Source organism: Halomonas sp. 5021, from assembly GCF_036663435.1.
Taxonomy (GTDB): Bacteria; Pseudomonadota; Gammaproteobacteria; order Pseudomonadales; family Halomonadaceae; genus Vreelandella; species Vreelandella janggokensis.
In genome coordinates, this window is sequence record NZ_JAXOVU010000001.1 from 366,181 (window position 1) to 391,572 (window position 25,392).

Consider the following 25,392-nt stretch of genomic DNA (forward strand, 5'->3'; position numbering starts at 1 on the left):
GCTCATCAGGTGCGTTAAGTTGAAACCGTGCAGTTCTGCATGGCGATACATGGCTTTCCATGGTCAAGCACTTGAGCCTCAACACTATACGGTCAAACGCAAAGGAGTCCTGGGATGGCTAAAAAATCTCAAGGAAGCGGGATTTCGCCTTCCGGGTCAAGTGAGTCATTACAAGCGCTGCTAGTCGAATTGGAGCAATTTGGGCAGGAAAACGACGCGGCAATCGCCGAGCGCCCACGGCGAATGCTGAATATTACCCGTGATACCGGGGAGTTTCTGTCAGTACTGGTTCAGGCGACCAACGCGCAGCGTGTGCTTGAGATTGGCACGTCCAACGGATATTCCACCTTGTGGCTGGCTCAGGCGGCACAAAAGATTGCTGGGCACGTGACGACAATTGAGCAATCTGACTTCAAGCTTGAGCTAGCGGCCAGTAACTTTGAGCGCTCGGGGCTTTCTGATGTCATTATCCAGCTTCGCGGGGAAGCGGGCGGCCTGCTGGAAGCAATGCATGACGAAAGCTGCGACCTTGTTTTTCTGGATTCCAAACGCTCGGCGTATGTGGCCTGGTGGCCTACCATCAAACGTTTACTACGCAGGGGCGGGCTTCTTGTCGTTGACAACGCCACGTCCCACGACGATGAAATGGATTCTTTTATGACGTTGGTATCGGCAGATGCCGATGTCACTACCTGCACAGTGCCCATCGGGAATGGACAGTTCCTGGTCACCCGGTGTGCCTTTTAGCGGCATAGCTTACAGGGACCGGCAATTTTGGCAGCTTTGTTCCATAACATGGAATGACGATTTAGCTGAGGTGATCGCCAGTTTTGTGGGTGCCATCGTATTGTGTTCGTGACCGGACAGCTTTCATGCGCCACACTGCTACTCAACCCGCCTCGGATGAATCCCTGTGACCAACGCTACTTGGTTTGTATTGATCGGAACCTTGCTGATCATGATGGGGTTGCGTTCGCCCATTCTACATCGCCTGCGACTGACACCTTCCATTGTCTATTTGGCTATTGGGGTGACTCTTGGCCCGTCGGTCTTGGGAGCATTTCATTTTAATCCGTTAGAACAAGCGCATTTGCTGGAAGTGCTCGCTGAAATTGCGGTTCTCGTATCGTTGTTTATCGCGGGAATGAAAATGCCGATGCCGTTCAAATGGCGGGAGTGGAATGCCCCCGTTCGGCTCGCGATTATCTCCATGACCATCAGTGTCGTCCTGACCGCTGTGTTTGGCTATTACGTGCTTGCCTTGCCACTGGGGGCGGCGATTCTGCTGGGGGCTATTCTGGCACCCACTGATCCCGTTTTAGCCACCGATGTTCAAGTCCGGCACATGGGGGATAAAGATCCTTTACGTTTCACGCTGACCAGTGAAGCGGGCATGAATGACGGCAGTGCTTTTCCGTTTGTCATGCTGGGGCTGGCAATGCTCAGTTCCCCGGTTAGTTACGAACTGCTTGGGGCTTGGGTGTTAAAGGATGTTTTATGGTCGACAATCGTTGCCCTGGTTGTCGGGCTCGTAATGGGGCGCTTATTAGCACAGCTTGTATGGAAACAGCGCTTTCTCAGTAACGAAGGCCCGTTGCTGGATGACTTTCTGGGTATGGGCTTGATCGGCGTGGTCTATGGCGTCTGTCTGCTACTCGATGCCTGGGGGTTTCTGGCCGTTTTCGCGGCGGCTATTTCACTTCGTCAGTCGGAGCTTAAGCTGGCGAGTATTCACGGGCCTAACCAAGAAACGGGCTTCAACCGGCAAATTCCGGTTAATTCCGAAGAGCCGACGCCACCGAATAGCACTCAAGTATCTGAAGGTTCCATGTTGTTCAAGGAGTCACTGGAGCGGCTCTCCGAGCTGGTGCTGGTCATGCTACTAGGTGGAATGTTGTTTCTTGACTCATGGAGTTTAAGGGCCGTCGGGGTGGCGCTATTCCTTTTTCTCGTGGTTCGCCCCGCCAGCGTATTCTTGGGTCTGCTTGGTTCTGGTACACCGATGCGGCTGCAGATGCTGGTTGGCTGGTTCGGCGTACGTGGAATCGGCTCGATCTATTATTTGATGTTCGCGATCGTCTTTGGTCTGCCGGAAGCGCTGGCCGTGGAATTCATCCACATCACGCTAGTGGTCATCGTGCTCTCGATCGTCGTCCACGGACTAACCGTCAAACCGATGATGACAAAGTGGTGGCCATAATCAGGCACAGTGCACCGGTTTTCCCTTTGCAGCCCGCTTTTTTTAGTTAACCAACAGGAATGAAGTGATGGAATTGATCCGCAGTGTCGTTATTTCTGAGTTTTCGGATTTCAATGACGTAAGTGAACTTATTATTTTGATAGTTCGACTACTGATGGCTATCTTGCTAGGTGGGCTGCTGGGGCTTGAGCGTCAACAGAGCGGCAAGGCGGCTGGAATACGCACCCATATGCTTGTTTGCATGGGCGCTGCGTTATTTATATTGATTCCGCAGCAAGCAGGTATTTCGGATTCGGAGATGAGCCGAGTTATTCAAGGTGTTATTGCCGGGATCGGCTTTCTTTGCGCCGGAAGTATCATCACTGGCAAGAATGATCAGGCTGCTACAGGGCTTACCACAGCAGCCGGTATTTGGTTCACAGCGGCCATCGGCATAGCGGTTGGCCTTGGGCGTGAGCAAACGGCGGTACTGTGCACACTTCTGGCTTGGCTGGTGCTTTATGTGGTGCCTTTCTTTTCACACTCAATCAGCCAGAAAAAAGCTGCCTATGCAAAACTAAGTGAAGGTAACTCTGGTGTTAAAAGAGGAATTTCTATTCGCTAGTATTAAATAGATTCAAAAGGTGCGGATATCCTGGGTTTGCGATCACCGCACCTATTAATGTTGACTGTTTACTTGAAAATAGCTCCCTTTGAGATCTAGGCCGGTTCGGATATCGGAGTGGTCTCTAGCGACATCTGTAGTTTATCGACCAGCGCTTCAACCTTGCCTATCGCCTCGGCCACAGAGTTTGCCAGTAGCTCACCGCCAGCTTCCTGCCCCTCAATGGCGATGTAGTGGAGTCGGGTAATGCCGATAAAGCCAAGCGCGGTGGCGAGGTTTGGCTCGAGGTGGTTCATATGCGCCATTTCTCTACCAGGGTCAAAGCCGATACTGCCTCTGGCGCTAAGAATGACAGCATGCCTTGATCTATCCGTGAGCATCGGGATGGGAGGATCAATGGGATTGGTGTCATCGAAATCTATTGTGCGGCCAAGCCTTATCACTTGATCGATCCACGCCTTGAGGGCGGCCGGCATGCCAAAGTTATAAAGCGGCGCGCCAATCACCACAATATCAGCAGCAATTAATTCATCCACCAAGAGGTCGCTCTCTGCCAACGCATCCTTCATCCAGGGTTCTCGCTGGTCTTCAGGCGTAAACGCTGACGCGATCCAATCGTGGCTGATAAAGGACGGCGGATTTTGACCAATATCGCGATAAGTTAGCGTGTCATGGGGGCGACCTGATTGCCATTGACTGACAAACCGTTGGGTGAGGTGGCGGCTATGGGAGCCGTGCTTATCGGTTCCCGCAATACCGGGGCGGGCGCTGGCATCTATCTGCAGAATATGTGGCATGATTGGTCTCCTAATCTGAACTGAACTCATCTATGATTAACAACAGAATCAGCGTAGGCCTTGCTTGTAGAGGCGAACAAACGATCTTTTCTTGTCGGCATAGGTGATTAAAATTCATTCATGAGCTATCGACGTTTACCCTCACTTTCGGCACTGCGCGCTTTTGAGGCTGCTGCCCGTCATGAAAGTGCCAAGCAGGCGGCACAGGAGCTCTCAGTGACGGCCACTGCCATTAGTCACCAGGTCCGTGGGCTTGAAGAAACGCTCGGCATTACCTTGTTTGTGCGTAAACCACGCCAGTTGGAACTGACTTCCCAGGGCCGGGAGCTGCTGCAGGTGTTGGAAGGCGCGTTTGACAGCATCAGTCACGCGGTCGAGCGGCTAAGCGCTGTGCCCGTTCGCCAAACCACTACGCTTTCCACGACGCCTGCGGTCGCGGTGCGCTGGTTGCTGCCATGGGTTTGCCTACTGCGTGACTCGCATCCAGACATTGATCTGCGCATTCATGCTTCTCACGAGCCGGTAGCGTTGGATGGGGTAACGGCAGACATTGCCATTCGTTATGGTGATGGCCGCTGGCCGGGATTGGTAGCGGAAAAATTATTTGATAACACCTTCATCCCGACCTGCAGTCCACGCCTTGGTCTGCACGAGGTGGCGCATTTACCTTTGCACCCATTGATTCACTTCAGTAGTCAGGGGGCTATTTCTTCGCCGCTTGATTGGGCAGCGTGGCAAAAAGAGGCAAAGGTACCTGGACTGGACGTTAGTGCCGGTCTGGTGTTTTCTGACGAAACCCATGCTATTTCAGCTGCCGTGGGTGAACAGGGCGTTGCGCTGATGAGTCGCCAGTTGATTAAGGATGAATTGGAGGAAGGGCGCCTGGTGCAACCTTTCGGCCCTGCATTTGAAGGCAAGCCGTTTTTTCTAGTTTACCCGGAAAGCCGCCGGGACGATCCGACGATTCTGGCTATACGGGAGTGGGTGAAATCGGTGCCGGGTGGGCTTTGTGCGCCATCGCCCTGACGTGTGGATATGAAGGGCTACCAGACTGGATCAACAGGAGTGAAAAGGTGGAAGCAATTAGAAATATCATCGCCTCCGAGTTTTCGGAATTCAACGACTTAGGCGAACTCATCATTGTGGTGATCCGGCTACTATTGGCAGCTGTTCTCGGTGGCCTGTTGGGGCTCGAGCGAGAGCAGCGAGGCAAGGCGGCTGGTATTCGGACCCACATGCTGGTCTGCATGGGTGCTGCTTTATTCATTTTTATTCCTGAACAGACGGGTATTTCTGATGCAGAGATGAGTCGCGTCATTCAGGGTGTCATTGCAGGCATCGGTTTTCTGTGTGCCGGCACCATCATTACCCGCAAAGACGAACAAGGCACGTCAGGCCTCACCACGGCGGCCGGTATTTGGCTGACGGCCGCCATTGGGGTAGCCGTGGGTCTGGGGCGTGAGCAAACAGCCGTTTTATGTACGCTGCTGGCCTGGATGGTGCTTTACGTGGTGCCTTTCTTTTCGCGCCCCATCAGCAAGAAAAAAGCTTCAACCTCTGAGGATGATGACGATCATTCCGATGTTTGAAGCCACCAAACGACCATAGCCCCATCAGTTGCAAGTCGATAAGGCGTTAGCGTTACTGCACTGGTGTTTTACGACTGCCCTTGCTGTTGGCTTTCTTCTTACTATAACGCTTTCTCGGCTTGCCTGAGCGCTTCGCCGGGCCACCGGCTACGCCTTGTGCCGTTTGCAAACTCTGCCTGAGTTTCCCTGCATCGCTATGGCTGAGCAGGCCGCGCAAGTCATCCAGTAACGCCTTCTGAAAGGTGTTGGCGTCGTCCTGCTGTTCGGCGATGGCGCGCAGTCGCTGTTCCCAGAGTGCGGTGCGTTCGGGGGTGCTGACCGCTTCAGGCAGGGCGGCGATCAGGGCGCTGCCGAGCTTGGTGGCGCGCAGGGCCTTTTGCTGGCGGACCAGGTAGCCGCGCTGGACCAACGTTTCGATAATACCGGCGCGGGTGGCTTCGGTGCCCAGGCCATCGGTGTCGCGCAGGGTGCGACGCACGGCAGGATCGTCTACGTAGCGGCCGATGTTCATCATTGCCTTGATCAGGCTGGCATCGGTGAAGGGTTCCGGCGGGCGGGTTTCCTTCTCGTCAACGCCAGCACCCATCGCCTGGCAGGCTTCTCCTTGGGTGAGCGGCGGCAGCGGCGGGCTTTCATCGCGGGTGGTAAACAGCGGTTTCCAGCCGGGGTCAAGAATGCTTTGGCCGCGAGCGCGGAAGGCTTCATTAAGCAGCGTAAACTCGGCTTTTACCTCAAAGGTGCGCAGCGGACGGTAAAACTGGGCCATAACGTTGCGTACGATCAATCGAAAGACATGCCCTTCGGTCGCGGAGAGCTGGCTGAAATCTGCTGGCTTGCCGCTGGGGGCGATGGCGTGGTGGGCGCCTACCTGCTTGTCGTTCCAGGCTTTGGAACGTAGCGAAAAGTCCGCGCCTTTCAGCCACTGTTGAAGGGCTTCATCGTTCTGGCAGGCACCGTTCAGGCTGCGCTGGGCAAGCGGGAGGTGCTCTTCGGGCAGGTAGCGGCAGTCGGAGCGCGGGTAGGTAATCAGCTTGTGTTGCTCGTATAGCCGCTGGCAAATATCCAGTACTACCTGTGCAGAAAGCCCGTGACGGCGGGCAGCGTCGACCTGAAGGGCTGAGAGCGAGTACGGCAGTGGCGGTGCCTGGCGTTTCTCCTGCTGGTCGAGATGGGTCAATTGACCCGAGGCGCCGGGTAGCTGCGCTGCCAATGCGTCGGCGGGCCGGCGGTCGATCAAGCGCCCCTGGTCATCTAATGGCTGGTGTTCCTTGGGTGCCCACCAGGCGCGCAGCTGGCCCTGAGCGACCTTGAGGTCGGCCCAAAGGGGGTAATAAGGGTGGGGCACAAAGTCTCGAATAGCGTTGTCGCGGCGCACGATCAAGCCCAGCACCGGGGTTTGTACGCGGCCTACGGAAAGCACGCCGTCGTGGCCTGCCTGGCGGCCCGTAAGCGTCCAGGCGCGGGTCAGGTTGATGCCGTAGAGCCAGTCAGCACGGGCGCGTGCCTGGGCCGCCTGGAACAGTGGCTGGTACTCGGCGTTGGGTCGCAGGCTGGCAAGGGCGCGGCTGACGGCGGGCCTATTGAGGTCGCTGATCAGCAGCCGTTGTACCGGGCCGCGGTACTTCATGTAGTCGATCACTTCCTGTACCAGCAATTGACCTTCGCGATCCGGGTCACCGGCGTGAACGACCTCGCTTGCCTGTTTAATCAGCTTGCGTATCACCGCCAGTTGCCCGCGCGCTTTTGAGCGCGGCATCAATTTCCACTGCTGCGGCACAATGGGTAGCCGATCCAATCGCCATTGTTTATCGGCAGGGTCGTAGGCCTCCGGGGCTGCCTGTTCCAGGAGGTGTCCCAGGCACCAGGTAACCGTGGTATCGCCGCAGTGAATGGCGCCGTCCTGTCGTTTTCCGCTTCCGGGAAGTGCATCGGCAATTGCCCGGGCAAGGCTGGGTTTTTCGGCGATAATCAAGCGCATGCGGGAGATGCCTTAAATTGTGTAACGTATGAATATGGTAACAGACACCACACACGTAAGCGCATAGCAGGGGTTGTCGAGAAAATGATGTTCAGTAATTATGCGTATAGCTTTTGTATAATTTGATAGGATTGCGTAAGCTGCTTATCAGATGCTCAACGAGGCGACTTAAATGCGAGATCGCGGCAGAACACGACGTTTGATGGGGTTGGGGGCACGCACTGGCGGGGCGCTACTCAAGACACGCCTGGGTGGCCAGGCAGACTGGCGGGCTCTGGGCGAGGCGCTATTTGAGGGACTATCCGAGCTGAAAGGCCCGGCCATGAAGCTGGCGCAGATCATGTCCCAGTGGGATGACCTCTTGCCGCCGGACCTGGCCGAGGAGCTGTCGCGCCTTCAACGCCAGGCGGAGCCGATGCCCTGGCCGCGCATACGCGAGGCGCTGGTGATGCAGTACGGCGAGCTGGATTCGCACTTTCGGGACATCGAAGAGCGGCCCTTCGCCAGCGCTTCCATGGGGCAGGTGCACAAGGCGGTCACCCATGCCGGCGAAACAGTGGTGCTAAAGGTGCAGTACCCCGGGCTTGCCGACGTGCTGGAAAGCGATCTCAAGCAGGTAAAGCGTATCATGGGATTGGGCCGCTGGTTCAAGGTGCCCCAGGCGCGCCTGGATGCGCTGTTTGAAGAGCTGGCAGCGGGGCTACGCGACGAGCTTGATTATCGCGCCGAGGCCGATGCCATGGCCCGTTACCGCGAACGCTACCAGGCCGATAGCCGCTTGGTGATACCCGAGCCGCTTTTTGAGCTTTCCGGCCAACATGTGCTGGCGATGCGTTTTGTGGGTGGTACACCGCTGCGCGATCTGGAAAGCGCTGACGATGACACCCGCCAGAAAATCGCCGTGGCGTTGGCGGACTGGATCACCGAGGAATTGTTTACCTACGGCGAGCTGCACGCCGACCCGCATGCGGGTAATTTTGCGGCCGATGATCAAGGCCGGTTGGTGATATACGACTTTGGCGCGGTGATTCCAGTGCCCGAGACCCGCTTGAAAGCGATGATGCAACTCCTCAACGCGACCCTTGCCCATGATCCGATGGCAATGGATGAAGCGCTGATGCAAATGGGGGGCCGCCAGGGGCAGGGCGCCCCCTTATCGCTTTATCGCGAGTCCGCCGAGTGCGTGGCGCCGCTGTTTAGCCCCGGTGAACAGGACTTCAGCGATGTGCGCGTCCATCGCCGCCTGCGCGAACTGACGCCCAAGGTATGGGGGGCCATGGACCGTCTGCAGCCCCCCGCCGATACGCTGCTACTTTCACGCGCCCTCAATGGCCATTACTGGAACCTGGTGCGCTTACAGGCAAGGCTTGATATGCACTCGCGGACGGCCCCCCTGCTTGAATGGGCCCGAGTGGCTTAATCGAGACGCTTCATCCAGAACACCATTGATTTGTGGCTTTCTTCATTTTCGCCGATATCTTTCCAGGCGAAAGTGGTGGCGAGTTCTGGGTGGCGTTGGTAACCCTGGGCATTCCAGAAGTCATGCAGCGGACGATAATTGGATGGCGCCAGTGGATGGCCGGCGGGGCGCTCAACAGCGCAGAAAGCGACTCTATCAAACCCTCTGAGCTTGGCATGTGCCTCTCGTTCGGCCATGAAGCGTTTGCCGATGCCGCGTCCACGGTAATCATGAAGCAGCACCGATTCCCCATAATAAAACACGCTCGAGGGATCAATGCCGTTGGCCTGGAACGGGCGACGGAACTCGTCGACTTCATCGGCCAGCGGCTGTCCTGTGGCGGCGCCCACCAATGATTCGCCGTCGAAGACCAGGACGAACAGGCTGTCTGGATTATCCGCGTAGCGACCCAGGTAATCCGCTTCGTAGCTTAGGTCACCATCGTAGAGGTAGGGGTAGTCACGAAATACCTCAATGCGCAGGCGTGCCAGTGCCTGGACATGAGGCGTTATTTCGGCCCCTTGGCAGGTGGTTAGTGTCAATGTGTCCATTGGGTTGCTCTCCAGATAAACGTTGGCCGGGTGGGTAGAAGCGTTTCCCGCTGGCAGCCCTTGGCGATCTTGCCAATCCTCTCTGCGTGCCCCCAATGGTCATGCTAGACTATGTCGCTTTTCAATAGGGTCTTTTATAAGTGGAGACGGCAATGCTGGCGGTATGGGTCGATCAGCTGCTGGGATTTGCCTCCGGGGCACTCTCGGCTATCAGGCAGGATGAACACTACCCCGATTTTATGACCTGGGTGCGTGCCGAGGGGGCGGAATATTTCAATGATGATCTGGCGACGGCTCAGGCGCTTGCCCCCATTCTATGGTCGCAAACGCCATTGGAACGGCTGGATTTTGCCTGCGAACCCCTTGCCACGCCCGGTCGAAATGAGCCGTGCTGGTGCGATTCCGGTCACAAGTTCAAGCAGTGCTGCGCGCGGGTCGAATTCCCCACTGAAATCCCCGAGCAGATGATGTGGATGCTCTCGCTGCGCGAGTGGAAGGGCGCGACCCTGAAAGCCGCGCTGGATAGCCAGCGTGCGCTGCCCCAGGCACTGCTTGAAGCCGGGTTGATTGCCGCTGAAAGTGGCCAAAGCGGCCGCGCCATGCAGATTCTTGAATCGCTGTTCGATGGCAGCGACTGGTCGCGGCTGCCTGAACAGGCTGAACCCGCGTTTGAAATTCTGTTGGATATTTACCAGGAGCGTGGATTTACCCGCAAGCGAGCCGACCTGCTGGATGAGGTATTGGAAAGGGGGCCACTGTTCCTGCGCGGGGTGGCACTTGAACGGCTATGCCTGACGCATCTGGACAACGATGACCTGGATAGCGCTCGTGCGGCCTTTGTCAAAGCCCAGCAGGCGCTGCCGGATTCGCCGACGCTGGCGTATATCGAAGCCATGCTGTTGTTGCATGAAGGGCACGAACGTGAAGCCAAGGAGCGTGCCAATTTTTGGTATCGTCGCTTGGTCCGGCAGGGCGATCTTGACGACGATCAGCTCGACTTCCTGGCGGCGCTTGCCGACAACCCCGGTGCGACCCTGGCGGATCAATTGCTCAGTGCTGAGGAAGACCTGGCAACGCCGTTGATTTCATTGCAGGCGCTGCTCGCTGCGCTGCCCACTGCGCCCAAGATCGACATCACCTCTAATCCTGATACCGAGCATCTGGAGTACCACGTCAGCGCACGCGAAGCGACGCTATTCGCCGCCTGGCACGAGCAGTTTCAGGTCATGGTGGATGACGACGTAGCGCTGGGATTCCGAGGCGAGCCATGGGGCAACGCAGTGGAGTGGATGTCGGCGTTGTGCGCCCACCCCGAATGGCTGGATGCGCCTCAAGTGGTGCAGGACCTGACGCTGGCCCTTACCAGCCGTTTTGGCAGCCTGCCGTGGATGGCGCCCAGTTTGCTCGCACCGCTTGCCAAGCGTCTTTCGCGCTGGCTGACCCAGGCACGCGCTGAGGGGCAAGGTAGCCTGCGCTGGGACGATGCCAATAATGCCATCCTGCTGCGCATTGGCTTGGCCCTGGTGGTGGGCATGGAGCGTGGCGCGCGCCAGCATTCCCGAGAGCTGGCCGAAGAGCTCCTGGCGATCGATCAGGAAGATAGCCTAGGGCTACGTGAACTGGTGCTGGACCAACTGCTGCGCGATGACCGTAATGAAGAAGCCTTGGCGCTCACCGAGCAAGCCAGCGGCGATGGTTCATTGGAGTTGGGGCTGCTGATGGGCCGCACGCTGGCGCTATACCGGCTTGGCCATCACGAAGCCGCAGAGCGCTCGCTCAAGGAGGTCGTTACCCATAACCGCCATACCCTGGACATGATTTGCGCTGAAAACCCGCGCCCGGTAATGCCTCACCCCGATGGTCAGGTTGACCCCGGTTCACGCGCCGAGGCCTGGCAGTACCGCACGCTAATGCGTGATCAGTGGCGGACGACCCAGGGGGCGTTGGACTGGCTCGATGCCCACCGCCCCGCGAGTCGCTAAGCGTTAGCGGGTGGCCGTAACAGGGGCGGGCACGAGCTGGCGGTCGCGATTGATCCAGATGGCCAACAGAATGGCTGGCAGGCCCAGCAGGGTGGCCAGCACAAAAAAGCTGGCATAGCCCTGACCAGTCACTACGAGCCCGCCAAAACCGCTGAGGAACTTGCCGGGTAGCGTCATCAACGAAGAAAACAGCGCGTACTGGGTGGCGGTATAGGCGCGGGAGGTCAGGCTGGAAAGAAAGGCGATGAATACCGCGCTGGCAAGTCCGTTGGCCAGGTTGTCGCCGGTAATCGTGAGCACTAGCATGGGCAATTGGTTGCCGATCAGCGCCAGTGCCGCGAACAAAAGGTTCGTCACCATGACAATGCCCGCGCCAAAGATCAGTAGCGGCCCAATGCCGTAGCGTGCCACCAATAGGCCGCCAAGAATGCCCCCTGCAATGCTCATCACGATGCCAAACACGTTGGTCACGTTGGCGATGGTCTCCAGCGAAAAACCCAAATCGATGTAGAGCGGGTTAGCCATCGAGGCCATCGCCAGATCGCTGATGCGAAACACGCCAATGAAGACCAGAAGCCACAGCGCCTTGAGCCCATAGCGGCGGAAAAAGTCGGTAAACGGGCAAACGATAGCGCCAATTACCCAGGCGCCGATTCTGCGCAGCATTTTGGGTTGGCCGCGGCTGGAACGAATAAAGGCCCGTACCTTAGGTTCGTGGATCAACTGAACCGTCAACGAGGCGCGCTTGGGTTCCGGGCGTAGTAGCACGGTCACAACGCCGACGCCTACCAACGCTGCCATGGTCAGGTACGCCACCTGCCAGGACACTGCCGAGGCGACATACAACGCCAATGCCCCGGCGGCGATTAGCCCACCGCGATAGCCGATGATATAGGTTGACGCCATGGCCGCCTGCACATCGTCGTCCGCGGATTCGATGCGGAAGGCATCTATGGCGATATCCTGGGTGGCCGAACCAAAAGCCACCAGCAGCGCAAAGGCTGCGACCCACCCTAGATTCCCTAGTGGGCTCAACCCGGCCAGGCCAATGAGTCCTGCAGCTATCATTGCCTGGGCAAGCAACATCCAGCCACGTCGCTGGCCGAAGTGGCGGGTCAAGACCGGCAGTGCCAAGCGGTCGACCACCGGTGCCCAGAAAAACTTGATTGAGTAGAGCATGCCAATCCAGGCGAAAAAACCAATCGCCGCCACCTCGACGCCGTCGCTGCGCAGCCAGGCGGAAAGCGTCGAAAACACCAGCAAGAAGGGCAGTCCGGCGGAAAACCCTAAAAACAGCATGGTAATGACCGGGGCACGCAGGTAAATCGCCAGGGCAGCGCGCCAACTGCGCTGGGGCGTAGGGGTGGGCATGAAATGCGGCTCCTGAGTAAGACGGTGACAGCGGCCTAATGATAAGCTGTGCCCACGCTTGGACACACGGCCAACAGCTTACCGGAGAGGAGTTTTGTATGTCGATTTCAGCACATCAGGTAGTTACCCTACACTATCGTTTGTATGAAGTGTTGAATGATGGCGGCGAGCAACTACTGGATGATTCTCAAGCGCGGGATAATCCGCTCGAGTATTTGCATGGCCATGACAATATCCTGCCAGGACTTGAGCGTGCCCTGGAAAGCCAGCCTGCAGGTGCCGAGCTTAGCGTAACGCTGGCTCCGGCAGACGCCTACGGGGACTATAACGAGGCGTTGGTGCAAACGGTCAGCCGTGCCTCCTTTGGGAATACCCAGCTTGAGGTGGGCAGTCGTTTTCAAACCGAAGGTGAAGCCGGGCCGCAGATCGTTACCGTGCTTGGCGTAGACGGGGACAGCGTGAGCATCGATACTAACCACCCGCTGGCAGGCTATACGTTGCGTTACCAGGTCAACGTGCTTACCATCCGTGAGGCAACAAGAGCGGAGTTGGCCAAGGGGCATCCATTGCCACCGGATACCGACTATAGCAAGGTAGAAGACCGCAAGGTTCTGTAACCTACTGATGCTGAAGTTTCAGCGTTGGAGATGTTCGTTGCGGTTTAACGAGTTAAATAATGCCTTGAATGCTAGGATGTTTGCACAATTCTGGCGGTTGAACACCTTCCGCAAGCACTCATGCGTCAGGCTACGTTGTTGCCAATGGAAAGCTCTGTCCGGTATCAGGACCGGAGCTAACACACAGGAGATATCGCTAGATGCAACTCGCCTTATTAATGGGATTTGTGCTGGCGGCGGCATCGCCGCTGCTCAATCGCTGGTTTGGACAGCGGGCAAGCCTTGTGATGGCGATATTTCCGGCCTTTCTTGCGGCTTGGCTCATAAGTCTAGCCCCATCGGTCGTCAATGATGGCCCGATGTTACTGGAATGGCAGTGGGTACCTTCGCTAGGCATAAGCCTCAGCTTCCTCCTTGATGGGCTGTCGTTACTTTTTGGTCTGCTTATTACTGTGATCGGTACCTTCGTGCTGATTTACGCAGGTGGCTATCTCAAGGGTCATGTTGATATAGCCCGTTTTCACGTTGCAATGGTCGCTTTCATGGCCTCAATGCTAGGGCTTGTGCTGGCGGACGGCTTGTTCACGCTATTTGTGTTCTGGGAACTGACCAGCATCACCTCTTACCTGCTGATTGGCTTCAACCATACTGACATTGAGGCTCGTAAGTCGGCCCGACAGGGGCTCTTTGTGACCGTTGCGGGTGGGCTGGTTTTGATGGCCGGGTTGGTGTTGCTAGGCATCGCCTCTGGTAGTTGGTCGCTTTATGAAATTAGCCAGATGGAAGGCGACCTACGGCAACATTCGCTCTATACACCAATGCTGATTTGTTTGTTGATTGGTGCCTTTACCAAGTCCGCGCAGTTTCCTTTTCACTTCTGGTTGCCCAACGCCATGGCAGCACCGACCCCTGTGTCGGCGTATCTGCATTCGGCGACCATGGTAAAAGCGGGTATTTATCTGCTGGCAAGATTGCAGCCCGAACTCGGTGGTACAGCGTTATGGGTAGGGATTCTTTCCTTGGTGGGCGCTACCACCATGCTTACCGGCGCTTTTTTAGCGATCCACCATACCAATATCAAGAAGTTGTTGGCCTATTCCACCATCATGGCCCTAGGGACCCTGACGATGCTGCTGGGTATCGGCACCGAATACGCCATGACGGCATTCGTCACGTTTTTACTCGCCCACTCCATGTACAAGGGGGCGCTGTTCATGGTGGCCGGTATTCTGGATCATGAAACGGGTACGAAAGATGTCACGGCCATGGGTGGTCTTCGAAAGTTGATGCCGGTGACGGCCGCTATCGCGATTATGGCGGCATTATCGTTAGCCGGTGTACCACCACTGTTGGGTTTTATCGGCAAAGAGTTAATGCTTGAAGCCACATTGGGGGCTGATAGCTTTCGGCTGCTGCTCGTGTTGCTAGCCTTCGCTTCCGCTGTGCTCACGATTGCCGTCGCCGCCATTGTCGTGATACGGCCATTTTATGGCCAACGCCAATCGACACCTCAAGATCCCCATGAAGCGCCGCTAAGCATGTTGCTGGGCCCAGGCCTTTTAGCCCTGGGCTCGCTTCTAATCGGGCTTGCGCCTGGATTGCTAGGTGGTAATGCGTTGTTGACGTCGGCGGCGACGGCGGTTTCCGGCCAGCCGATGGAGGTTTCTTTATCCCTATGGTATGGGGTCAATCTTGCGCTGATCATATCGATCGTCAGCCTTGGCCTTGGCTTCCTCGTGTTTAAACGCTGGGATACCGTGCGTTTGAAGCTATCTCGTCTGGAACCCATTATGCAACGTGGCCCGGAGGCGGGTTATGAAGGCTTGATGAACGGTGTCGTAACGTTTTCCGAATGGCAAACGCGGTTGCTGCAAAATGGCTACATGCGTAACTATATTCTTGTCATGCTGACGGTACTGATTGCCCTGATCGGTAATTCGATTCTATTGCGTCATTCCCCACAGCTGGCGTTTGAGCTGGATGTGCGTTTCCACGAAGTCATCGTGGTGGGCACCATGGCGATGGGGGCAATATTTGCCACAATTTCCCGTTCAAGATTGGGAGCGGTGGTATCAGTCGGCATCATGGGGTTCTCCATCGCGCTGGTCTTTATTCTGTTCAGCGCCCCTGATTTAGGCATCACCCAACTGTTGGTGGAGACGTTGACCGTCATTTTATTGGTATTGGTGCTCTTCCGCTTGCCGCGCTTCTCGAATCTTTCCACCGCCCTGGAGCGTATCCGCGACGGCGCAGTGGCCACTGCGCTCGGGGTGCTGATTTTCCTGTTGATCATGACAGCCTGGAGTATCGATCAGTTTGAGACGATCTCCACCTACATGGTGGAAAACAGCGTGCCTTTAGCCCATGGGTTAAATATCGTTAACGTGATTCTGGTCGACTACCGTGCGCTTGATACCTTAGGGGAAATGTTTGTCCTGGCGCTGGCGGCGATTGGTGTCATTGCCATGTTGAAATTGCGCCCCGTTGAAGATGAAGACATCTCCGCTACTAATGGCGACAAACCAAGCGCGAAGGAGCCGTACGATGGTTAAGTCAGGCACCATTATTCTCAATACGGCGGCCCGCTTCTTGATGCCGTTGCAGCTAATGTTTTCGGTTTTCCTGTTACTCCGGGGCCACGACGAACCAGGCGGGGGCTTTATCGCCGGGCTGGTAGCAGCCGGGGCCTTTACGCTTTACCTGTTTGCCTTTGGTGTCAGCGCCACCCGGGAATTGCTACGCATGGTCGACCCACGTGACTTGATTGGCGTGGGGCTGTTGTTTGGCATGGTGTCCGTGTTGCCGGCCTGGTTCATGGGGCAGCCGTTCTTGACGGCCCAGTGGTGGACAATCCCGGTGATCGATTTTAAAGCCTCGACGCCACTTATTTTTGATGTGGGTGTCTACCTCGCGGTGCTGGGCTCAGTGACCGGGATGGTCATGGCGCTGATGGAGGCCGACAAGGATGAACCTTGAGTTAATGAGAGGCGATATATGGAACCGCTAATGGCACTAGCGATTGGGCTACTCTATGCCACCGCTATTTTTATGATGTTACGCCGCTCCATCGTCAAGTTGGTAATTGGCTTAATGTTGCTTTCCAACGCGGCGAATCTGTTGATTTTTACCACGGCGGGCATGACGCGAGGCGCACCACCATTGATACCCGAGGGCCTTCAGCAACCGTTGGGTGAGGTCGCTGATCCGTTGCCTCAAGCGGTAGTGCTGACGGCCATCGTGATTGCCTTTGGGGTACTGGCCTTTGCAGTGGTATTGATTCGGCGTGCCTATGAAATTGTAAAAGCCGATGATTTGGACAAGATGAAGGAAACTGACACGTGAGGCCTGAAGTTGCACTTCCCGTACTGCTGCCGCTGCTCTCCGGTGCCATATCGCTCCTTTTCTGGCGCTCGCGCCCAATGCAGCGGTTTATCGCCGTTGCCGGGAATCTTGCGTTACTCGTCGTCAGCCTTTGGTTATTTGTTGCCACGCTTTCCGACGGCTATATCACCATGCAGGTGGGCAATTGGACAGCGCCGTTTGGCATCACGCTGGTTGCCGATATACTCAGTGCCGTCATGGTGCTGCTCACTGGCATTATTGGACTGGCGATGGGGATCTATTCGCTGGCCACGACGGGGCGTAGGCACGAGAAGTTTGGCTACTATCCGTTAATGCATCTGTTATTGGCAGGCGTCGCGGGGGCCTTTTTAACCGGCGATATTTTTAACCTTTACGTGTGGTTCGAGGTCATGCTGGTGGCCTCGTTTGCGCTACTCACGCTAGGTGGCGAACGTGCGCAGATGGAAGGGGCGATAAAATATGTAACGCTCAACCTGCTGGCGTCGGTGATTTTTCTAACCGCTGTGGGGCTTTTGTACGGTACGGTGGGTACGCTCAATATGGCCGATATCGCCTTGCGCCTCGATGCTGCTGAGCATACTGGAATGGTTGAGGTGCTGGCGGTGATGTTCATGGTGGCGTTTGGCATCAAGGCAGCGGCGTTCCCGCTGTTTTTCTGGTTGCCTGCTTCCTATCACACGCCGTCGGTGGCAGTGTCGGCACTGTTTGCGGGCCTGCTAACCAAGGTGGGCGTTTACTCATTATTTCGTGTCTTCACGCTGATGTTCGATCAGACCATGGGATATTTGCAGGACATCATGCTGTGGGGAGCGGTGTTTACGATGGTTACCGGCGTATTGGGTGCGGCGGCTCAACACGAGTTCAGGCGTATCCTGTCTTTTCATATCGTCAGCCAGATTGGCTACATGATCTTGGGGCTGGCGCTGTATACGCCTCTTGCCATTGCTGGCGGTGTCTTTGCCATCATACACAACATCGTCGTCAAGACGAATCTGTTCCTGATCAGCGGTATCACCCATCGTCTGCAAGGTACCTACCAGCTTAAGAAAATGGGCGGGCTATACCGGGAGCGACCGTGGCTTGCTGTTGCGTTTTTTATCTCGGCTTTTTCCCTGGCAGGTGTTCCACCGCTGTCGGGGTTCTTCGCCAAGTTCGTGTTGGTTCGTGCAGGCCTGGAGGCGGGCGCTTACGTGGCCACAGGGTTCGCCCTGGCAGTGGGCCTGATGACGTTGTACTCGATGGTCAAAATCTGGAACGAAGTGTTTTGGAAAGCGCTGCCCGAGGATAACCTCGTGCCCGGTTCGCAAACGCCGGTGGGCGACGATGGTCGACTGGTTAAGCCGAGCTTGTGGATGATGTACCTGCCCGTCGGGGTTTTAGCCTTGATGTCACTGTTGATTGGTTTGTTTGCTGAGCCAGTAATGAACGTCATGACGTTGATAGGTGATCAGTTGATGACACCTTCTGGTTATATTGAAGCAGTGCTGGGAGCTTCCGCAAGCGCTGAAGGCGCATTGGTCACGGAGCTTCAGACCGAGCAGGCTAACGGCACGGAGGAAACGCCATGACCGGTGCAATTTGGAACCTGCTGCTAGGCTTGGCATGGGTGCTGCTCAGCGGTGATTTTACGGGTCTTAACCTGCTGGTTGGGATGGTATTTGGCTATCTTGCTCTGGTTCTTCTGGAGCCTCAGGTGGATGCATTAAAAGGCTATCCGGCCCGTATACCGCGGTTCATTGGTTTCGTCGGCTTTTTTATCAAAGAGTTGGTGCAGGCTAATTTACGTGTGGCGTTCGATATTGTCACCCCGCCCTGGCACATGAAACCTGGCGTCATCGCGTTACCGCTTTCGGCGCGCACCGAAATGGAGATCACCATGGTAGCGAATTTGATCTCGCTGACCCCAGGGACGCTCAGCTTGGACGTATCCGATGACCGCAAAGTACTCTACATCCATGCGATGTTCCTGGACAACGAGGACGATTTGCGGCGCAACCTAAAAGATATGGAACACCGCGCTCTGGAGTTATTTCGTTAATGGAAACCGTTCTTTTAATCAGTCAAGTCATCATGGGATTAACGCTCGTGTTGACGTTTGTGCGTGTCGTCCGTGGACCGAGCCTGCCAGACCGAGTGATGGCACTAGAACTGTTTTCAACTACCGTGGTTGGGCTGGTCGGGGTTTACGCTATTCAATCTGGCGTGGCGAGTTTTCTGGACGCGGCAATCGTGATTGCCCTGATGGGTTTTTTGGCAGCCATTGGTTTTGCGCGCTTTCTGGAACGTGGGGGGCCACGAGATGATTGATTTTATAAAAGGTGCTTTGCTCATTACCGGGTCGTTGTTCATGCTTTTGGCCGCGGTTGGCTTACTACGACTCCCGGACTTGCTGACGCGCATGCACGCCACTACCAAAGCGGCTGCGCTAGGCGTGATTCTGATTATGCTGGCCTCAGCTATGCACTTTGCGGAGGTGGGTGTCGTTGCACGCTCGTTTGCCATTATCGTGTTTATCCTGATGACGGCACCGGTGGCAGCTCACGTCATTGGACGGGCTGGCTACTTTGTGGGATCGCGTTTGTGGAGTGGCACGGTAAAGGACGAGCTAAGGCCTAACTACGACCCCTTGACCCATGAGTTGAAAAGTGGCCTCGAAACCCATGAGAACGCTAAGCGACAGCCCCGCGACTCAGACCCTGATTGACTTGCCGCCCACGGAAGCCTTTCAGTCTGCTGTGGTCAACGTGAGTTCTTCGCGGTTGAAAGGCAAAGTAAATTTGGAAGTGATACAGTCGTTCCCATCGTTGACTATTGAGAAGCTCATGCTATGGATGCTGCCTTTTTGAAGCGTTGTTTGCGCCGCTACCCCGCAGCTCGCTGGGCGCTCGGGGTGGGTATTTCTGCTCTCCTGATGCCTGTCGCGAGCGTGGCGCAAACGCTACGACTGATCGATGGCGACATGGTCAAGGAGCTCGATATCGAGCAGCTTCGACAGTCTTCAGACAGCCACTTTCAACTGTTTGACCCTTATCAGGGTGAAGAGGTGGCAATGCAGGGCATGCCATTTGCTGATTTTCTCACCCGCCACTTTGATCGAGTGCCTGCCAAGTTGCGCTTTACTGCCTGGGACGGATACGAGGTCACGCTAGGTGGTTGGGACGATCCTAATTGGTACCTGGTAACGATTGAAAATGACAAGCCGTTGACCCTGCGTTCAAGGGGCCCGGTACGCCTGGTAGAGCGGGAATACGGTGACCGGGATGTTAACAGCTTACGCGAGTTCAATGACTGGATCTGGATGATTCGCAGTATCGAAGCGCGTGGGTAAACCATGAAGCCAATTCTTGACTCATCCCGTGACGTTGATAAAAGCGACTGGGCCAATCGCAAGCGGCCGGGCCGCTACATCAAATGGCTATCGCTCAGCCTGATGAGTTTCATGGCGCTGATGGTGTTGATCATCTATGAAGCCCGCTGGGTGTTTCCCGAGATTCAGACTTACTTCAGCCAATCGGGTAACCTGACGGGGCAACAGTTGGCTACGCGTTCCCGGCACTATTTACAGGATGCTCAGGCCCGTCTGTTGGACATGCCTGGGCCCGAAGAACGGGCAGCGGCGATAACCGACATCGAGTTGGCCTACGGCCTGTTCGACGTGGATGTTTACCATCAGCAATATGACTGCACGTCACCCAGCTTAGGCGTGCTGGACGAGACGGTGACGTCGCTGGAAAGCGATAGCGTGTTACCGGTGGTGCTCGCTCGAGAACTGCTCGACCCGATTGCCTGCCTGACGCGTATCGAAATGGGGCAGTTGGATCGCCGCGCGGAAGCCATTAACACCTTTTCGGAGAGAACCCGCTGGCACAACCAGGTGCTTATCTATACCAGCCTTCTGATCTTTGTATTTGGCCTGCTGTTCTGGTGGCTGCATGAACGGCAATTAAGGCGTACAGAAAAGGCGACTCAGGAAACACTGCGGTGGATGGGGCGTGCCATGCGTGACCCTTTAACGGGCATTGGCAATCGCAGTGCACTCCACCAGGACGTCATGCAGCAAGCCCAGCAGTTGCTAGGCCTGGTGTTAGTGGATATCGATTTTTTCAAACAGTATAACGATACCATGGGGCATCCGGCGGGTGACGCTCTGTTACGCAACCTTGTACTGTTAATTGCCGATGCCTTGCCAGAAGAGGCGACTCTCTATCGGCTGGGCGGCGATGAATTTGCGGCGTTATTGCCTTGCGAGGATATTGATGCGCTGGGTCGCTACTGCCAACAGCTTCACCAAGAAGTGCAACGGTCAGCGTTCTCGCACGCCGCCCATCCGGATAAAAAACAGGTGACGCTCAGTATCGGGGCAACCTGTTTTATGCCGTCGAGAGTGGGGTTCCCCCGGGCCTATGAAGCCGCGGATAACGCCCTTTATCAGGTGAAGACAGCGGGACGGGATGATTGGCAAATCATTGCCGTCGCATGACATCGGCATACAGTGGCGCTAATCGCCCCAATAACTCGTTTTGAGCTGCCAGAGGAACGCCTTCCTCCGCCATTGCGTCGGCGAGATACTCAACCACACGATTGAAATGCGCATCGTTGATGCCCATGTGCTGGTGGGCACGATCCATGGGCGGCCCTTCGTATTGGCAGGGACCGTCGCTGATATCGCATAGCTGGGTGGCGAAAGCCTCTGCAAAATGGTCGATGTTGGTGTTGGCAAAAAAGACCACGACCTCCGGGTCGTCTGCCACCCGATACAGCATGTTCTCGACCACGCGATCAATGGCCTGCATGCCGCCAAGTCGTGTGTAAAGCGATGGTTGGGTCGTATGCTGGGCCGCACAGCCAGTCAGCCAGAGTGCCATCAGCAGCGTGGTGGCGTAGTGGTGAAAACGCATGATGGAGTCTCCTTGACGGGTCAAAAGGCTGCCTGAAGCGACGCATAGGCGCCATTCTGAGACGGTAACCCGGCGATATCGCCCAACGCTAACCAGGCCGCGGTCAGCGATACGTGCTTGTTGAAGAAGTAAGCGCTATACAGGCTTTGCCAGTCGTCTTCCCGGGCTGCGCTAAGCCGATCAGGCTTTTGTCGATATTCCATTCCCACCACCCACTTGGGTGTCACAAAGAGTCCCAGGCTGCCTTCGGCAACCCATTCGCGGCCGCCGTTATTGCCGCCAAACCCCAGCAATCCGCCTTGATTAGCGTCGGTATTACGCAGGGTGGCATTCAGCAGCAGGTTGCGCCCAGCCACGGCGTTGAACACCAGTTTGCTGGCACTTAGATAAATATCGTTCCCCTGGCCGTGCTGCGCCCCTAACGCGTTGGGGATACTGTCATCGGCCAGGTTTTTATGTTGAACGCCCGCGCTCCAGATCCCCCAGGGGTGGTACAACACATCGCCGAATAACCGTACCTTGGCACCGATAATGGTTTGCTCCAGTTCGCCGCCTAAGGTTTCGAGGTCCAGGGTTTGGCGTGCCACAGAGATCTCGACGCGATCGTAGATGTTGGCGCTGGCGGCCTCGACCGTTAAGCGATAATCATCCAGCCAGGCGCGCGAGACGGTTGCCGTTGCCCCGAATTCCTGCTCACTGGCGGTACTTGTAAGCAAGGCCCAGGGCGAGAGTCCACCGCCAGCGGCTCCCTCAATAGCGCCCACACCACCGGTACCTATCAGACGACTGCCAGCAAGGGACGCACTGCTTATTGAAAGCCCAAAGAGGATAATAAGGAGTGGCTTGCCTTTTGCTATTGCCTTAGGGATGACGTTGGACATGGACAGGCTCTCTCGGTAAGCACGCGGTTAATGCGTGAAGGTGAAGATTTCGGTGCTTTTCAGCCAGGGGATCACCTGGTCACTCGGCATGGGTTTGGCGATCCAGTAGCCTTGTAGATAATCGCAGCCCAAGTCATTCAGCAAGGCGGCGCTAGCCGCATTTTCAACCCCTTCGGCAACAATACTCAGCCCTAGGCTGTGACCCATCTCGATCGTCGAACGTACAATCGTCAGGTCGTCTTCCTGGGAGTCGAGCTTGAGCACAAAGGACTTGTCGATCTTGAGTTCGTTAACCGGCAATCGCTTGATCTGTGCCAGGGACGAATACCCGGTGCCATAGTCGTCTATCGCGATGGACACGCCGAGGCGGTTCAGCTCATCCAGCGTTCTGGCAGCGGCATTGATGTCCTGCATGACGGCACTTTCAGTAACCTCCAGGCTCAATTGATCCGCTGCTAAATCATGGCGCGCCAGCAACTCGGCTAACTGCCCCGGAAGATCGGGGTCGGTGACATCGCTGGCGGATAAATTGACAGCCACGCTGATTCGAGAGCCTTGTTGCTGCCACTGTTGGAGCTGTGAGGTTATGTGTTCAAGCATCCACTGGCTAAGCTTGCGAATATTGCCCGAGCGCTCGGCCAGGCCAATGAACTCATCCGGGGGCACAAAACCAAGCGAAGGGTGCCGCCAACGCATCAGTGCTTCAAACTGGCATACCTCCCCATCATGCGTTGCCACTTTGGGTTGATAGGCCATCCAAAGCTGATTGTTGCTCACTGCATCGCGGAGATCATGAATCAGCGTCAGCTGGCGTAAGTGGCGTTCGTCCTGGCCTTCGGCGTAACGCTGGTGGGCATCCGGGTGATGACGCGCCATGTCGAGAGCAATATCGGCACGGCGTAGCAGCAACTGCGCCTTCGCACCGTGTGCTGGATAGCTCACTTCACCCGCAGCCAGTGAAATGCCGATTGACGAATTATCCAGATCGATGGGCGTTGAGAGTGCTGCGAGTTCACTGATGCGCCAGTTTGGCGTGGTGTCAGGTTGATTGATCAGCAGTAAGAATTCGTCGCTGGCCAAGCGATAGGCGGATTGAATAGGGGATGTCAGCGCTTTCATACGGTGGGCAAGGGTTACCAGCACATGATCGCCCAGTTCGTAGCCGAAGGTATCGTTGATGTTGCGAAAGTCCTTAATGGCCAGGCGCAGCAGGGTAAAGGGGTGACCGTCGTCTATGCGGGCATTGATGTCTTCCAGGGCGCTGATGCGATTGGGCAAATCGGTGAGCAGGTCATGGCGTGACTGATGCCGCAGGATCGCTTCACGTTCGGCAATATCGTCTTGCATCGAGCGCAGCGTCCCCGCGAGCAGCCCGGTTTCACTTTGGGATGATTCTGCTGGGACGTCAGTGACACGCTCACCTTGACCAATCCGTCTGGCAACGTCGGCCAGCGCGACGAGCGGGCGGCTGATACTACGGGCACTCCAGGCCGCAATAGCGATTGTGAACAGCAATATAAGTGCCACGATAATGACTAGCTGCCACTGTAGGTCGTCGTAGGCGGCTAGTAATTCGTTACGTGACAGCTGAATGAGCGCGAACGTTTGATTCCTTGAGTCCTTATATAGCTCGCTCGCATAGGTCAGATAACCATCGTCAGGCGTCATCTGACTGGTTTCTGAGTACGCCCCTGCCTCAGCTGCATTATTGAACTGACTTAATGGCTCGGCTGCTTTTTGGGAATGCGAACTGGCTAGATACGTTGATGTCTGGTCAGAGGTGTAATTGACCACGCTGATTTCCAGGCCGGTGAGGGCATTGATTTCCTCGACGACGGCGTCGTCAATCAAAAAGCCCATGCCCACCCAGCCAATCACGTTGGGCGCTTGTACCGGCAACATGACAAGCTCGTAGGGCTGTCCATCAGCAATCACGACGCTGAACGCAGAACCCTGCTGGCGAGCGGTTTCGAACAGCTCGGGGAAGGGCATGGGCGTTTGCGAGGGGTGGTGGCTGCTGGCCAGCAGCTGGCCGTCCAGGTCGCTTAATAGCACGATGTCTGCATCAGCCCGAGTACCGTGATTAACCAATACAGACTGTAGGGTTTCACGATCCTGCGACGCGACCGCGCTTTTAAAGCCAAAGTCATCGGCCAGGATCGCTACGTTATCGCGTAGCTGATCGCCGCGTCTTTCGAGCAGTTGGTCGAGAACGCGGGCACCTACCTCCAGGCGCTGGTTGCCCTTGGCCAGGGCATCTTGCTGGGTGGCGCGCAGAAACGCGAGGCCCGTGGCCAGTTGTGAGACCACCACCACGGTTAACAGCACGAGCATCAAACGGGTACGAAAGCGCATATCGTTGTTATCTGGCCCTCAAGTTGTCGCTAGGCACTAGGTGGCCTCTCTAAAACGTTGCTGCAACGGCGACAGCTTCTCGGGTGGCTTCGGGGTGGCGCGCAGTTCCAGAGGGACCGACAACTGCTCGGTTGGGGCAATTTCGCCTTCCCACCAGCGCTGCTGGCTATCGTGGAGGCGTTGATGCCAAACCCTTACGCGATGCTCGCCGGGTGGCAACGATGGCAGGACGACCTGTCCGTTGTTATCGGTCATGGCATAAAAAGGGGCATCGCTGACCACTATAAAGGCCTGCATGTGATCGTGAATGTTACATCCCAGCACCACCACGCCAGGCGTATCAAAATGAACGGGCGGTGGCGTTTCGTTCAGATAAAGATTGAGATCAAAGGTTTTGGCGTCGGAAAAAGAAAATACATGGTGACGTGTCGTGTCTTCGTTGGGAAATGTTACCTGGCTATTCACCGGAATTGTCAGCACCTCGGGGTGAAAAGCCGCATCGCGCTGATAAATTTGCTTTACGCTGGTATCGCGCGATGCCGAGTATGGAAAATAGACTTCCACCACGGCATTGCTCAGCGGTTCACCATTGCTGTCGGATACGCTGATACGGGTATCACTGGCAAGCGTATCAGGGCTGACACTTAGAAGAACAAGCGAGGCGCCGCCGCATAAAAGCGCCCAATACGCACGTTTGAGATACACCATAAGCATCCTTGGTTAGCTGAGCCGGATATCGAACCACTA

25 protein-coding genes are annotated in these 25,392 nt (G+C 56.1%); 17 read left to right on the plus strand and 8 right to left on the minus strand.

Features of this window, described 5'->3' with window-relative positions:
- The first annotated feature begins 114 nt into the window (after positions 1-114).
- The 3 genes from R3F64_RS01865 to R3F64_RS01875 all read left to right on the plus strand — a co-directional run bounded on the left by R3F64_RS01865 (position 115) and on the right by R3F64_RS01875 (position 2,804).
- Complete coding sequence (locus tag R3F64_RS01865; RefSeq protein ID WP_332609462.1) at positions 115-747, plus strand: O-methyltransferase; 633 nt, start codon at positions 115-117, stop codon at positions 745-747.
- 166 nt (positions 748-913) lie between these two features.
- Positions 914-2,200 (plus strand): cation:proton antiporter, encoded by a 1,287-nt coding sequence (locus R3F64_RS01870; RefSeq protein ID WP_332609464.1) that lies wholly within the window; start codon positions 914-916, stop codon positions 2,198-2,200.
- Between the two features lie 67 nt (positions 2,201-2,267).
- Entirely contained in the window at positions 2,268-2,804 is a 537-nt protein-coding gene (locus R3F64_RS01875; protein WP_332609466.1) for an MgtC/SapB family protein, read from the plus strand.
- A gap of 95 nt (positions 2,805-2,899) precedes the next feature.
- Here the strand turns inward: R3F64_RS01875 and R3F64_RS01880 are convergent, their stop codons facing one another.
- Positions 2,900-3,601 (minus strand): FMN-dependent NADH-azoreductase, encoded by a 702-nt coding sequence (locus R3F64_RS01880; RefSeq protein ID WP_264823200.1) that lies wholly within the window; start codon positions 3,599-3,601, stop codon positions 2,900-2,902.
- Between the two features lie 120 nt (positions 3,602-3,721).
- Between R3F64_RS01880 and R3F64_RS01885 the strand changes: the two genes are divergently transcribed.
- The gene (locus R3F64_RS01885) at positions 3,722-4,627 is read left to right on the plus strand and encodes a LysR substrate-binding domain-containing protein (RefSeq protein WP_332609468.1); all 906 of its coding nucleotides are present in this window, start codon (positions 3,722-3,724) and stop codon (positions 4,625-4,627) included.
- A gap of 47 nt (positions 4,628-4,674) precedes the next feature.
- Positions 4,675-5,190 (plus strand): MgtC/SapB family protein, encoded by a 516-nt coding sequence (locus tag R3F64_RS01890; RefSeq protein WP_264823197.1) that lies wholly within the window; start codon positions 4,675-4,677, stop codon positions 5,188-5,190.
- 52 nt (positions 5,191-5,242) lie between these two features.
- Here R3F64_RS01890 and R3F64_RS01895 read toward each other — a convergent pair whose 3' ends face one another.
- Positions 5,243-7,168, minus strand: coding sequence for a DNA topoisomerase III (locus tag R3F64_RS01895; RefSeq protein WP_332609471.1), 1,926 nt, complete (start codon positions 7,166-7,168; stop codon positions 5,243-5,245).
- A gap of 172 nt (positions 7,169-7,340) precedes the next feature.
- On the opposite strand from R3F64_RS01895, the gene R3F64_RS01900 reads away from it, so the two are divergent.
- A complete protein-coding gene (locus R3F64_RS01900; protein ID WP_309781291.1) occupies positions 7,341-8,588 on the plus strand; it encodes an ABC1 kinase family protein in 1,248 nt (415 codons plus the stop codon).
- On the opposite strand, the gene R3F64_RS01905 is transcribed toward R3F64_RS01900, so the two are convergent.
- Positions 8,585-9,178, minus strand: coding sequence for a GNAT family N-acetyltransferase (locus R3F64_RS01905; protein ID WP_264823193.1), 594 nt, complete (start codon positions 9,176-9,178; stop codon positions 8,585-8,587). The two genes, R3F64_RS01900 and R3F64_RS01905, sit on opposite strands and share 4 nt — an antisense overlap.
- A gap of 152 nt (positions 9,179-9,330) precedes the next feature.
- On the opposite strand from R3F64_RS01905, the gene R3F64_RS01910 reads away from it, so the two are divergent.
- A complete protein-coding gene (locus R3F64_RS01910; protein ID WP_332609475.1) occupies positions 9,331-11,160 on the plus strand; it encodes an SEC-C metal-binding domain-containing protein in 1,830 nt (609 codons plus the stop codon).
- Positions 11,161-11,163: 3 nt separating this feature from the next.
- On the opposite strand, the gene R3F64_RS01915 is transcribed toward R3F64_RS01910, so the two are convergent.
- Positions 11,164-12,531 carry an AmpG family muropeptide MFS transporter gene (locus R3F64_RS01915; protein ID WP_332609477.1) on the minus strand — a complete coding sequence of 456 codons (1,368 nt, stop codon included), beginning with the start codon at positions 12,529-12,531 and terminating at the stop codon, positions 11,164-11,166.
- 98 nt (positions 12,532-12,629) lie between these two features.
- On the opposite strand from R3F64_RS01915, the gene R3F64_RS01920 reads away from it, so the two are divergent.
- From R3F64_RS01920 to R3F64_RS01965, 10 genes are all read left to right on the plus strand, one after another.
- Positions 12,630-13,148, plus strand: a complete 519-nt coding sequence (locus R3F64_RS01920; protein ID WP_332609479.1) for an FKBP-type peptidyl-prolyl cis-trans isomerase — start codon at positions 12,630-12,632, stop codon at positions 13,146-13,148.
- Positions 13,149-13,348: 200 nt separating this feature from the next.
- Positions 13,349-15,700 (plus strand): putative monovalent cation/H+ antiporter subunit A, encoded by a 2,352-nt coding sequence (locus R3F64_RS01925; protein WP_332609481.1) that lies wholly within the window; start codon positions 13,349-13,351, stop codon positions 15,698-15,700.
- Complete coding sequence (locus tag R3F64_RS01930) at positions 15,693-16,124, plus strand: Na+/H+ antiporter subunit B (protein ID WP_085918725.1); 432 nt, start codon at positions 15,693-15,695, stop codon at positions 16,122-16,124. Before R3F64_RS01925 ends, R3F64_RS01930 begins: the two co-directional genes overlap by 8 nt.
- 18 nt (positions 16,125-16,142) lie before the next feature.
- The gene (locus R3F64_RS01935; protein ID WP_085918724.1) at positions 16,143-16,490 is read left to right on the plus strand and encodes a Na+/H+ antiporter subunit C; all 348 of its coding nucleotides are present in this window, start codon (positions 16,143-16,145) and stop codon (positions 16,488-16,490) included.
- Positions 16,487-18,079 (plus strand): Na+/H+ antiporter subunit D, encoded by a 1,593-nt coding sequence (locus R3F64_RS01940; protein ID WP_085918723.1) that lies wholly within the window; start codon positions 16,487-16,489, stop codon positions 18,077-18,079. Before R3F64_RS01935 ends, R3F64_RS01940 begins: the two co-directional genes overlap by 4 nt.
- Complete coding sequence (locus R3F64_RS01945; RefSeq protein ID WP_085918722.1) at positions 18,076-18,549, plus strand: Na+/H+ antiporter subunit E; 474 nt, start codon at positions 18,076-18,078, stop codon at positions 18,547-18,549. Before R3F64_RS01940 ends, R3F64_RS01945 begins: the two co-directional genes overlap by 4 nt.
- The gene (locus R3F64_RS01950; protein WP_085918721.1) at positions 18,549-18,818 is read left to right on the plus strand and encodes a monovalent cation/H+ antiporter complex subunit F; all 270 of its coding nucleotides are present in this window, start codon (positions 18,549-18,551) and stop codon (positions 18,816-18,818) included. Before R3F64_RS01945 ends, R3F64_RS01950 begins: the two co-directional genes overlap by 1 nt.
- On the plus strand, positions 18,811-19,215 hold the full coding sequence (gene mnhG, locus R3F64_RS01955; protein ID WP_332609487.1) for a monovalent cation/H(+) antiporter subunit G: 405 nt from the start codon (positions 18,811-18,813) through the stop codon (positions 19,213-19,215). The genes R3F64_RS01950 and mnhG overlap by 8 nt, the downstream gene beginning before the upstream one ends.
- A 123-nt stretch (positions 19,216-19,338) precedes the next feature.
- Positions 19,339-19,839 (plus strand): hypothetical protein, encoded by a 501-nt coding sequence (locus tag R3F64_RS01960; RefSeq protein WP_332609489.1) that lies wholly within the window; start codon positions 19,339-19,341, stop codon positions 19,837-19,839.
- Between the two features lie 3 nt (positions 19,840-19,842).
- Positions 19,843-20,991: a GGDEF domain-containing protein gene (locus R3F64_RS01965; RefSeq protein WP_233337215.1), complete on the plus strand. Its 1,149-nt coding sequence runs from the start codon at positions 19,843-19,845 to the stop codon at positions 20,989-20,991.
- Here R3F64_RS01965 and R3F64_RS01970 read toward each other — a convergent pair.
- From R3F64_RS01970 to R3F64_RS01985, 4 genes are read right to left on the minus strand one after another with little or no spacing between them, the layout of a single operon-like run.
- A complete protein-coding gene (locus tag R3F64_RS01970) occupies positions 20,975-21,409 on the minus strand; it encodes a group I truncated hemoglobin (protein ID WP_264823186.1) in 435 nt (144 codons plus the stop codon). The genes R3F64_RS01965 and R3F64_RS01970 overlap by 17 nt on opposite strands.
- 20 nt (positions 21,410-21,429) lie before the next feature.
- Positions 21,430-22,290 carry a DUF3034 family protein gene (locus R3F64_RS01975; RefSeq protein ID WP_264823185.1) on the minus strand — a complete coding sequence of 287 codons (861 nt, stop codon included), beginning with the start codon at positions 22,288-22,290 and terminating at the stop codon, positions 21,430-21,432.
- Positions 22,291-22,317: 27 nt separating this feature from the next.
- Positions 22,318-24,645: a bifunctional diguanylate cyclase/phosphodiesterase gene (locus tag R3F64_RS01980; RefSeq protein ID WP_332609492.1), complete on the minus strand. Its 2,328-nt coding sequence runs from the start codon at positions 24,643-24,645 to the stop codon at positions 22,318-22,320.
- A gap of 36 nt (positions 24,646-24,681) precedes the next feature.
- Complete coding sequence (locus tag R3F64_RS01985; RefSeq protein ID WP_268901401.1) at positions 24,682-25,353, minus strand: Cupredoxin; 672 nt, start codon at positions 25,351-25,353, stop codon at positions 24,682-24,684.
- Between the last annotated feature and the right edge of the window lie 39 nt (positions 25,354-25,392).

What these genes read in the sequence shown, in the direction of transcription:
- R3F64_RS01915 (WP_332609477.1), bottom strand. Translation starts at nt 12,531, where the DNA reads ATGCCCACCCCTACGCCCCAGCGCAGTTGGCGCGCTGCCCTGGCGATT.
- R3F64_RS01975 (WP_264823185.1), bottom strand. Translation starts at nt 22,290, where the DNA reads ATGTCCAACGTCATCCCTAAGGCAATAGCAAAAGGCAAGCCACTCCTT.
- R3F64_RS01980 (WP_332609492.1), bottom strand. Translation starts at nt 24,645, where the DNA reads ATGCGCTTTCGTACCCGTTTGATGCTCGTGCTGTTAACCGTGGTGGTG.
- R3F64_RS01885 (WP_332609468.1), top strand. Translation starts at nt 3,722, where the DNA reads ATGAGCTATCGACGTTTACCCTCACTTTCGGCACTGCGCGCTTTTGAG.
- R3F64_RS01950 (WP_085918721.1), top strand. Translation starts at nt 18,549, where the DNA reads ATGGAAACCGTTCTTTTAATCAGTCAAGTCATCATGGGATTAACGCTC.
- R3F64_RS01865 (WP_332609462.1), top strand. Translation starts at nt 115, where the DNA reads ATGGCTAAAAAATCTCAAGGAAGCGGGATTTCGCCTTCCGGGTCAAGT.
- R3F64_RS01900 (WP_309781291.1), top strand. Translation starts at nt 7,341, where the DNA reads ATGCGAGATCGCGGCAGAACACGACGTTTGATGGGGTTGGGGGCACGC.
- R3F64_RS01895 (WP_332609471.1), bottom strand. Translation starts at nt 7,168, where the DNA reads ATGCGCTTGATTATCGCCGAAAAACCCAGCCTTGCCCGGGCAATTGCC.
- R3F64_RS01930 (WP_085918725.1), top strand. Translation starts at nt 15,693, where the DNA reads ATGGTTAAGTCAGGCACCATTATTCTCAATACGGCGGCCCGCTTCTTG.
- R3F64_RS01880 (WP_264823200.1), bottom strand. Translation starts at nt 3,601, where the DNA reads ATGCCACATATTCTGCAGATAGATGCCAGCGCCCGCCCCGGTATTGCG.
- R3F64_RS01970 (WP_264823186.1), bottom strand. Translation starts at nt 21,409, where the DNA reads ATGCGTTTTCACCACTACGCCACCACGCTGCTGATGGCACTCTGGCTG.
- R3F64_RS01985 (WP_268901401.1), bottom strand. Translation starts at nt 25,353, where the DNA reads ATGGTGTATCTCAAACGTGCGTATTGGGCGCTTTTATGCGGCGGCGCC.
- R3F64_RS01960 (WP_332609489.1), top strand. Translation starts at nt 19,339, where the DNA reads ATGGATGCTGCCTTTTTGAAGCGTTGTTTGCGCCGCTACCCCGCAGCT.
- R3F64_RS01910 (WP_332609475.1), top strand. Translation starts at nt 9,331, where the DNA reads ATGCTGGCGGTATGGGTCGATCAGCTGCTGGGATTTGCCTCCGGGGCA.
- R3F64_RS01935 (WP_085918724.1), top strand. Translation starts at nt 16,143, where the DNA reads ATGGAACCGCTAATGGCACTAGCGATTGGGCTACTCTATGCCACCGCT.
- mnhG (WP_332609487.1), top strand. Translation starts at nt 18,811, where the DNA reads ATGATTGATTTTATAAAAGGTGCTTTGCTCATTACCGGGTCGTTGTTC.
- R3F64_RS01875 (WP_332609466.1), top strand. Translation starts at nt 2,268, where the DNA reads ATGGAATTGATCCGCAGTGTCGTTATTTCTGAGTTTTCGGATTTCAAT.
- R3F64_RS01920 (WP_332609479.1), top strand. Translation starts at nt 12,630, where the DNA reads ATGTCGATTTCAGCACATCAGGTAGTTACCCTACACTATCGTTTGTAT.
- R3F64_RS01925 (WP_332609481.1), top strand. Translation starts at nt 13,349, where the DNA reads ATGCAACTCGCCTTATTAATGGGATTTGTGCTGGCGGCGGCATCGCCG.
- R3F64_RS01945 (WP_085918722.1), top strand. Translation starts at nt 18,076, where the DNA reads ATGACCGGTGCAATTTGGAACCTGCTGCTAGGCTTGGCATGGGTGCTG.
- R3F64_RS01965 (WP_233337215.1), top strand. Translation starts at nt 19,843, where the DNA reads ATGAAGCCAATTCTTGACTCATCCCGTGACGTTGATAAAAGCGACTGG.
- R3F64_RS01905 (WP_264823193.1), bottom strand. Translation starts at nt 9,178, where the DNA reads ATGGACACATTGACACTAACCACCTGCCAAGGGGCCGAAATAACGCCT.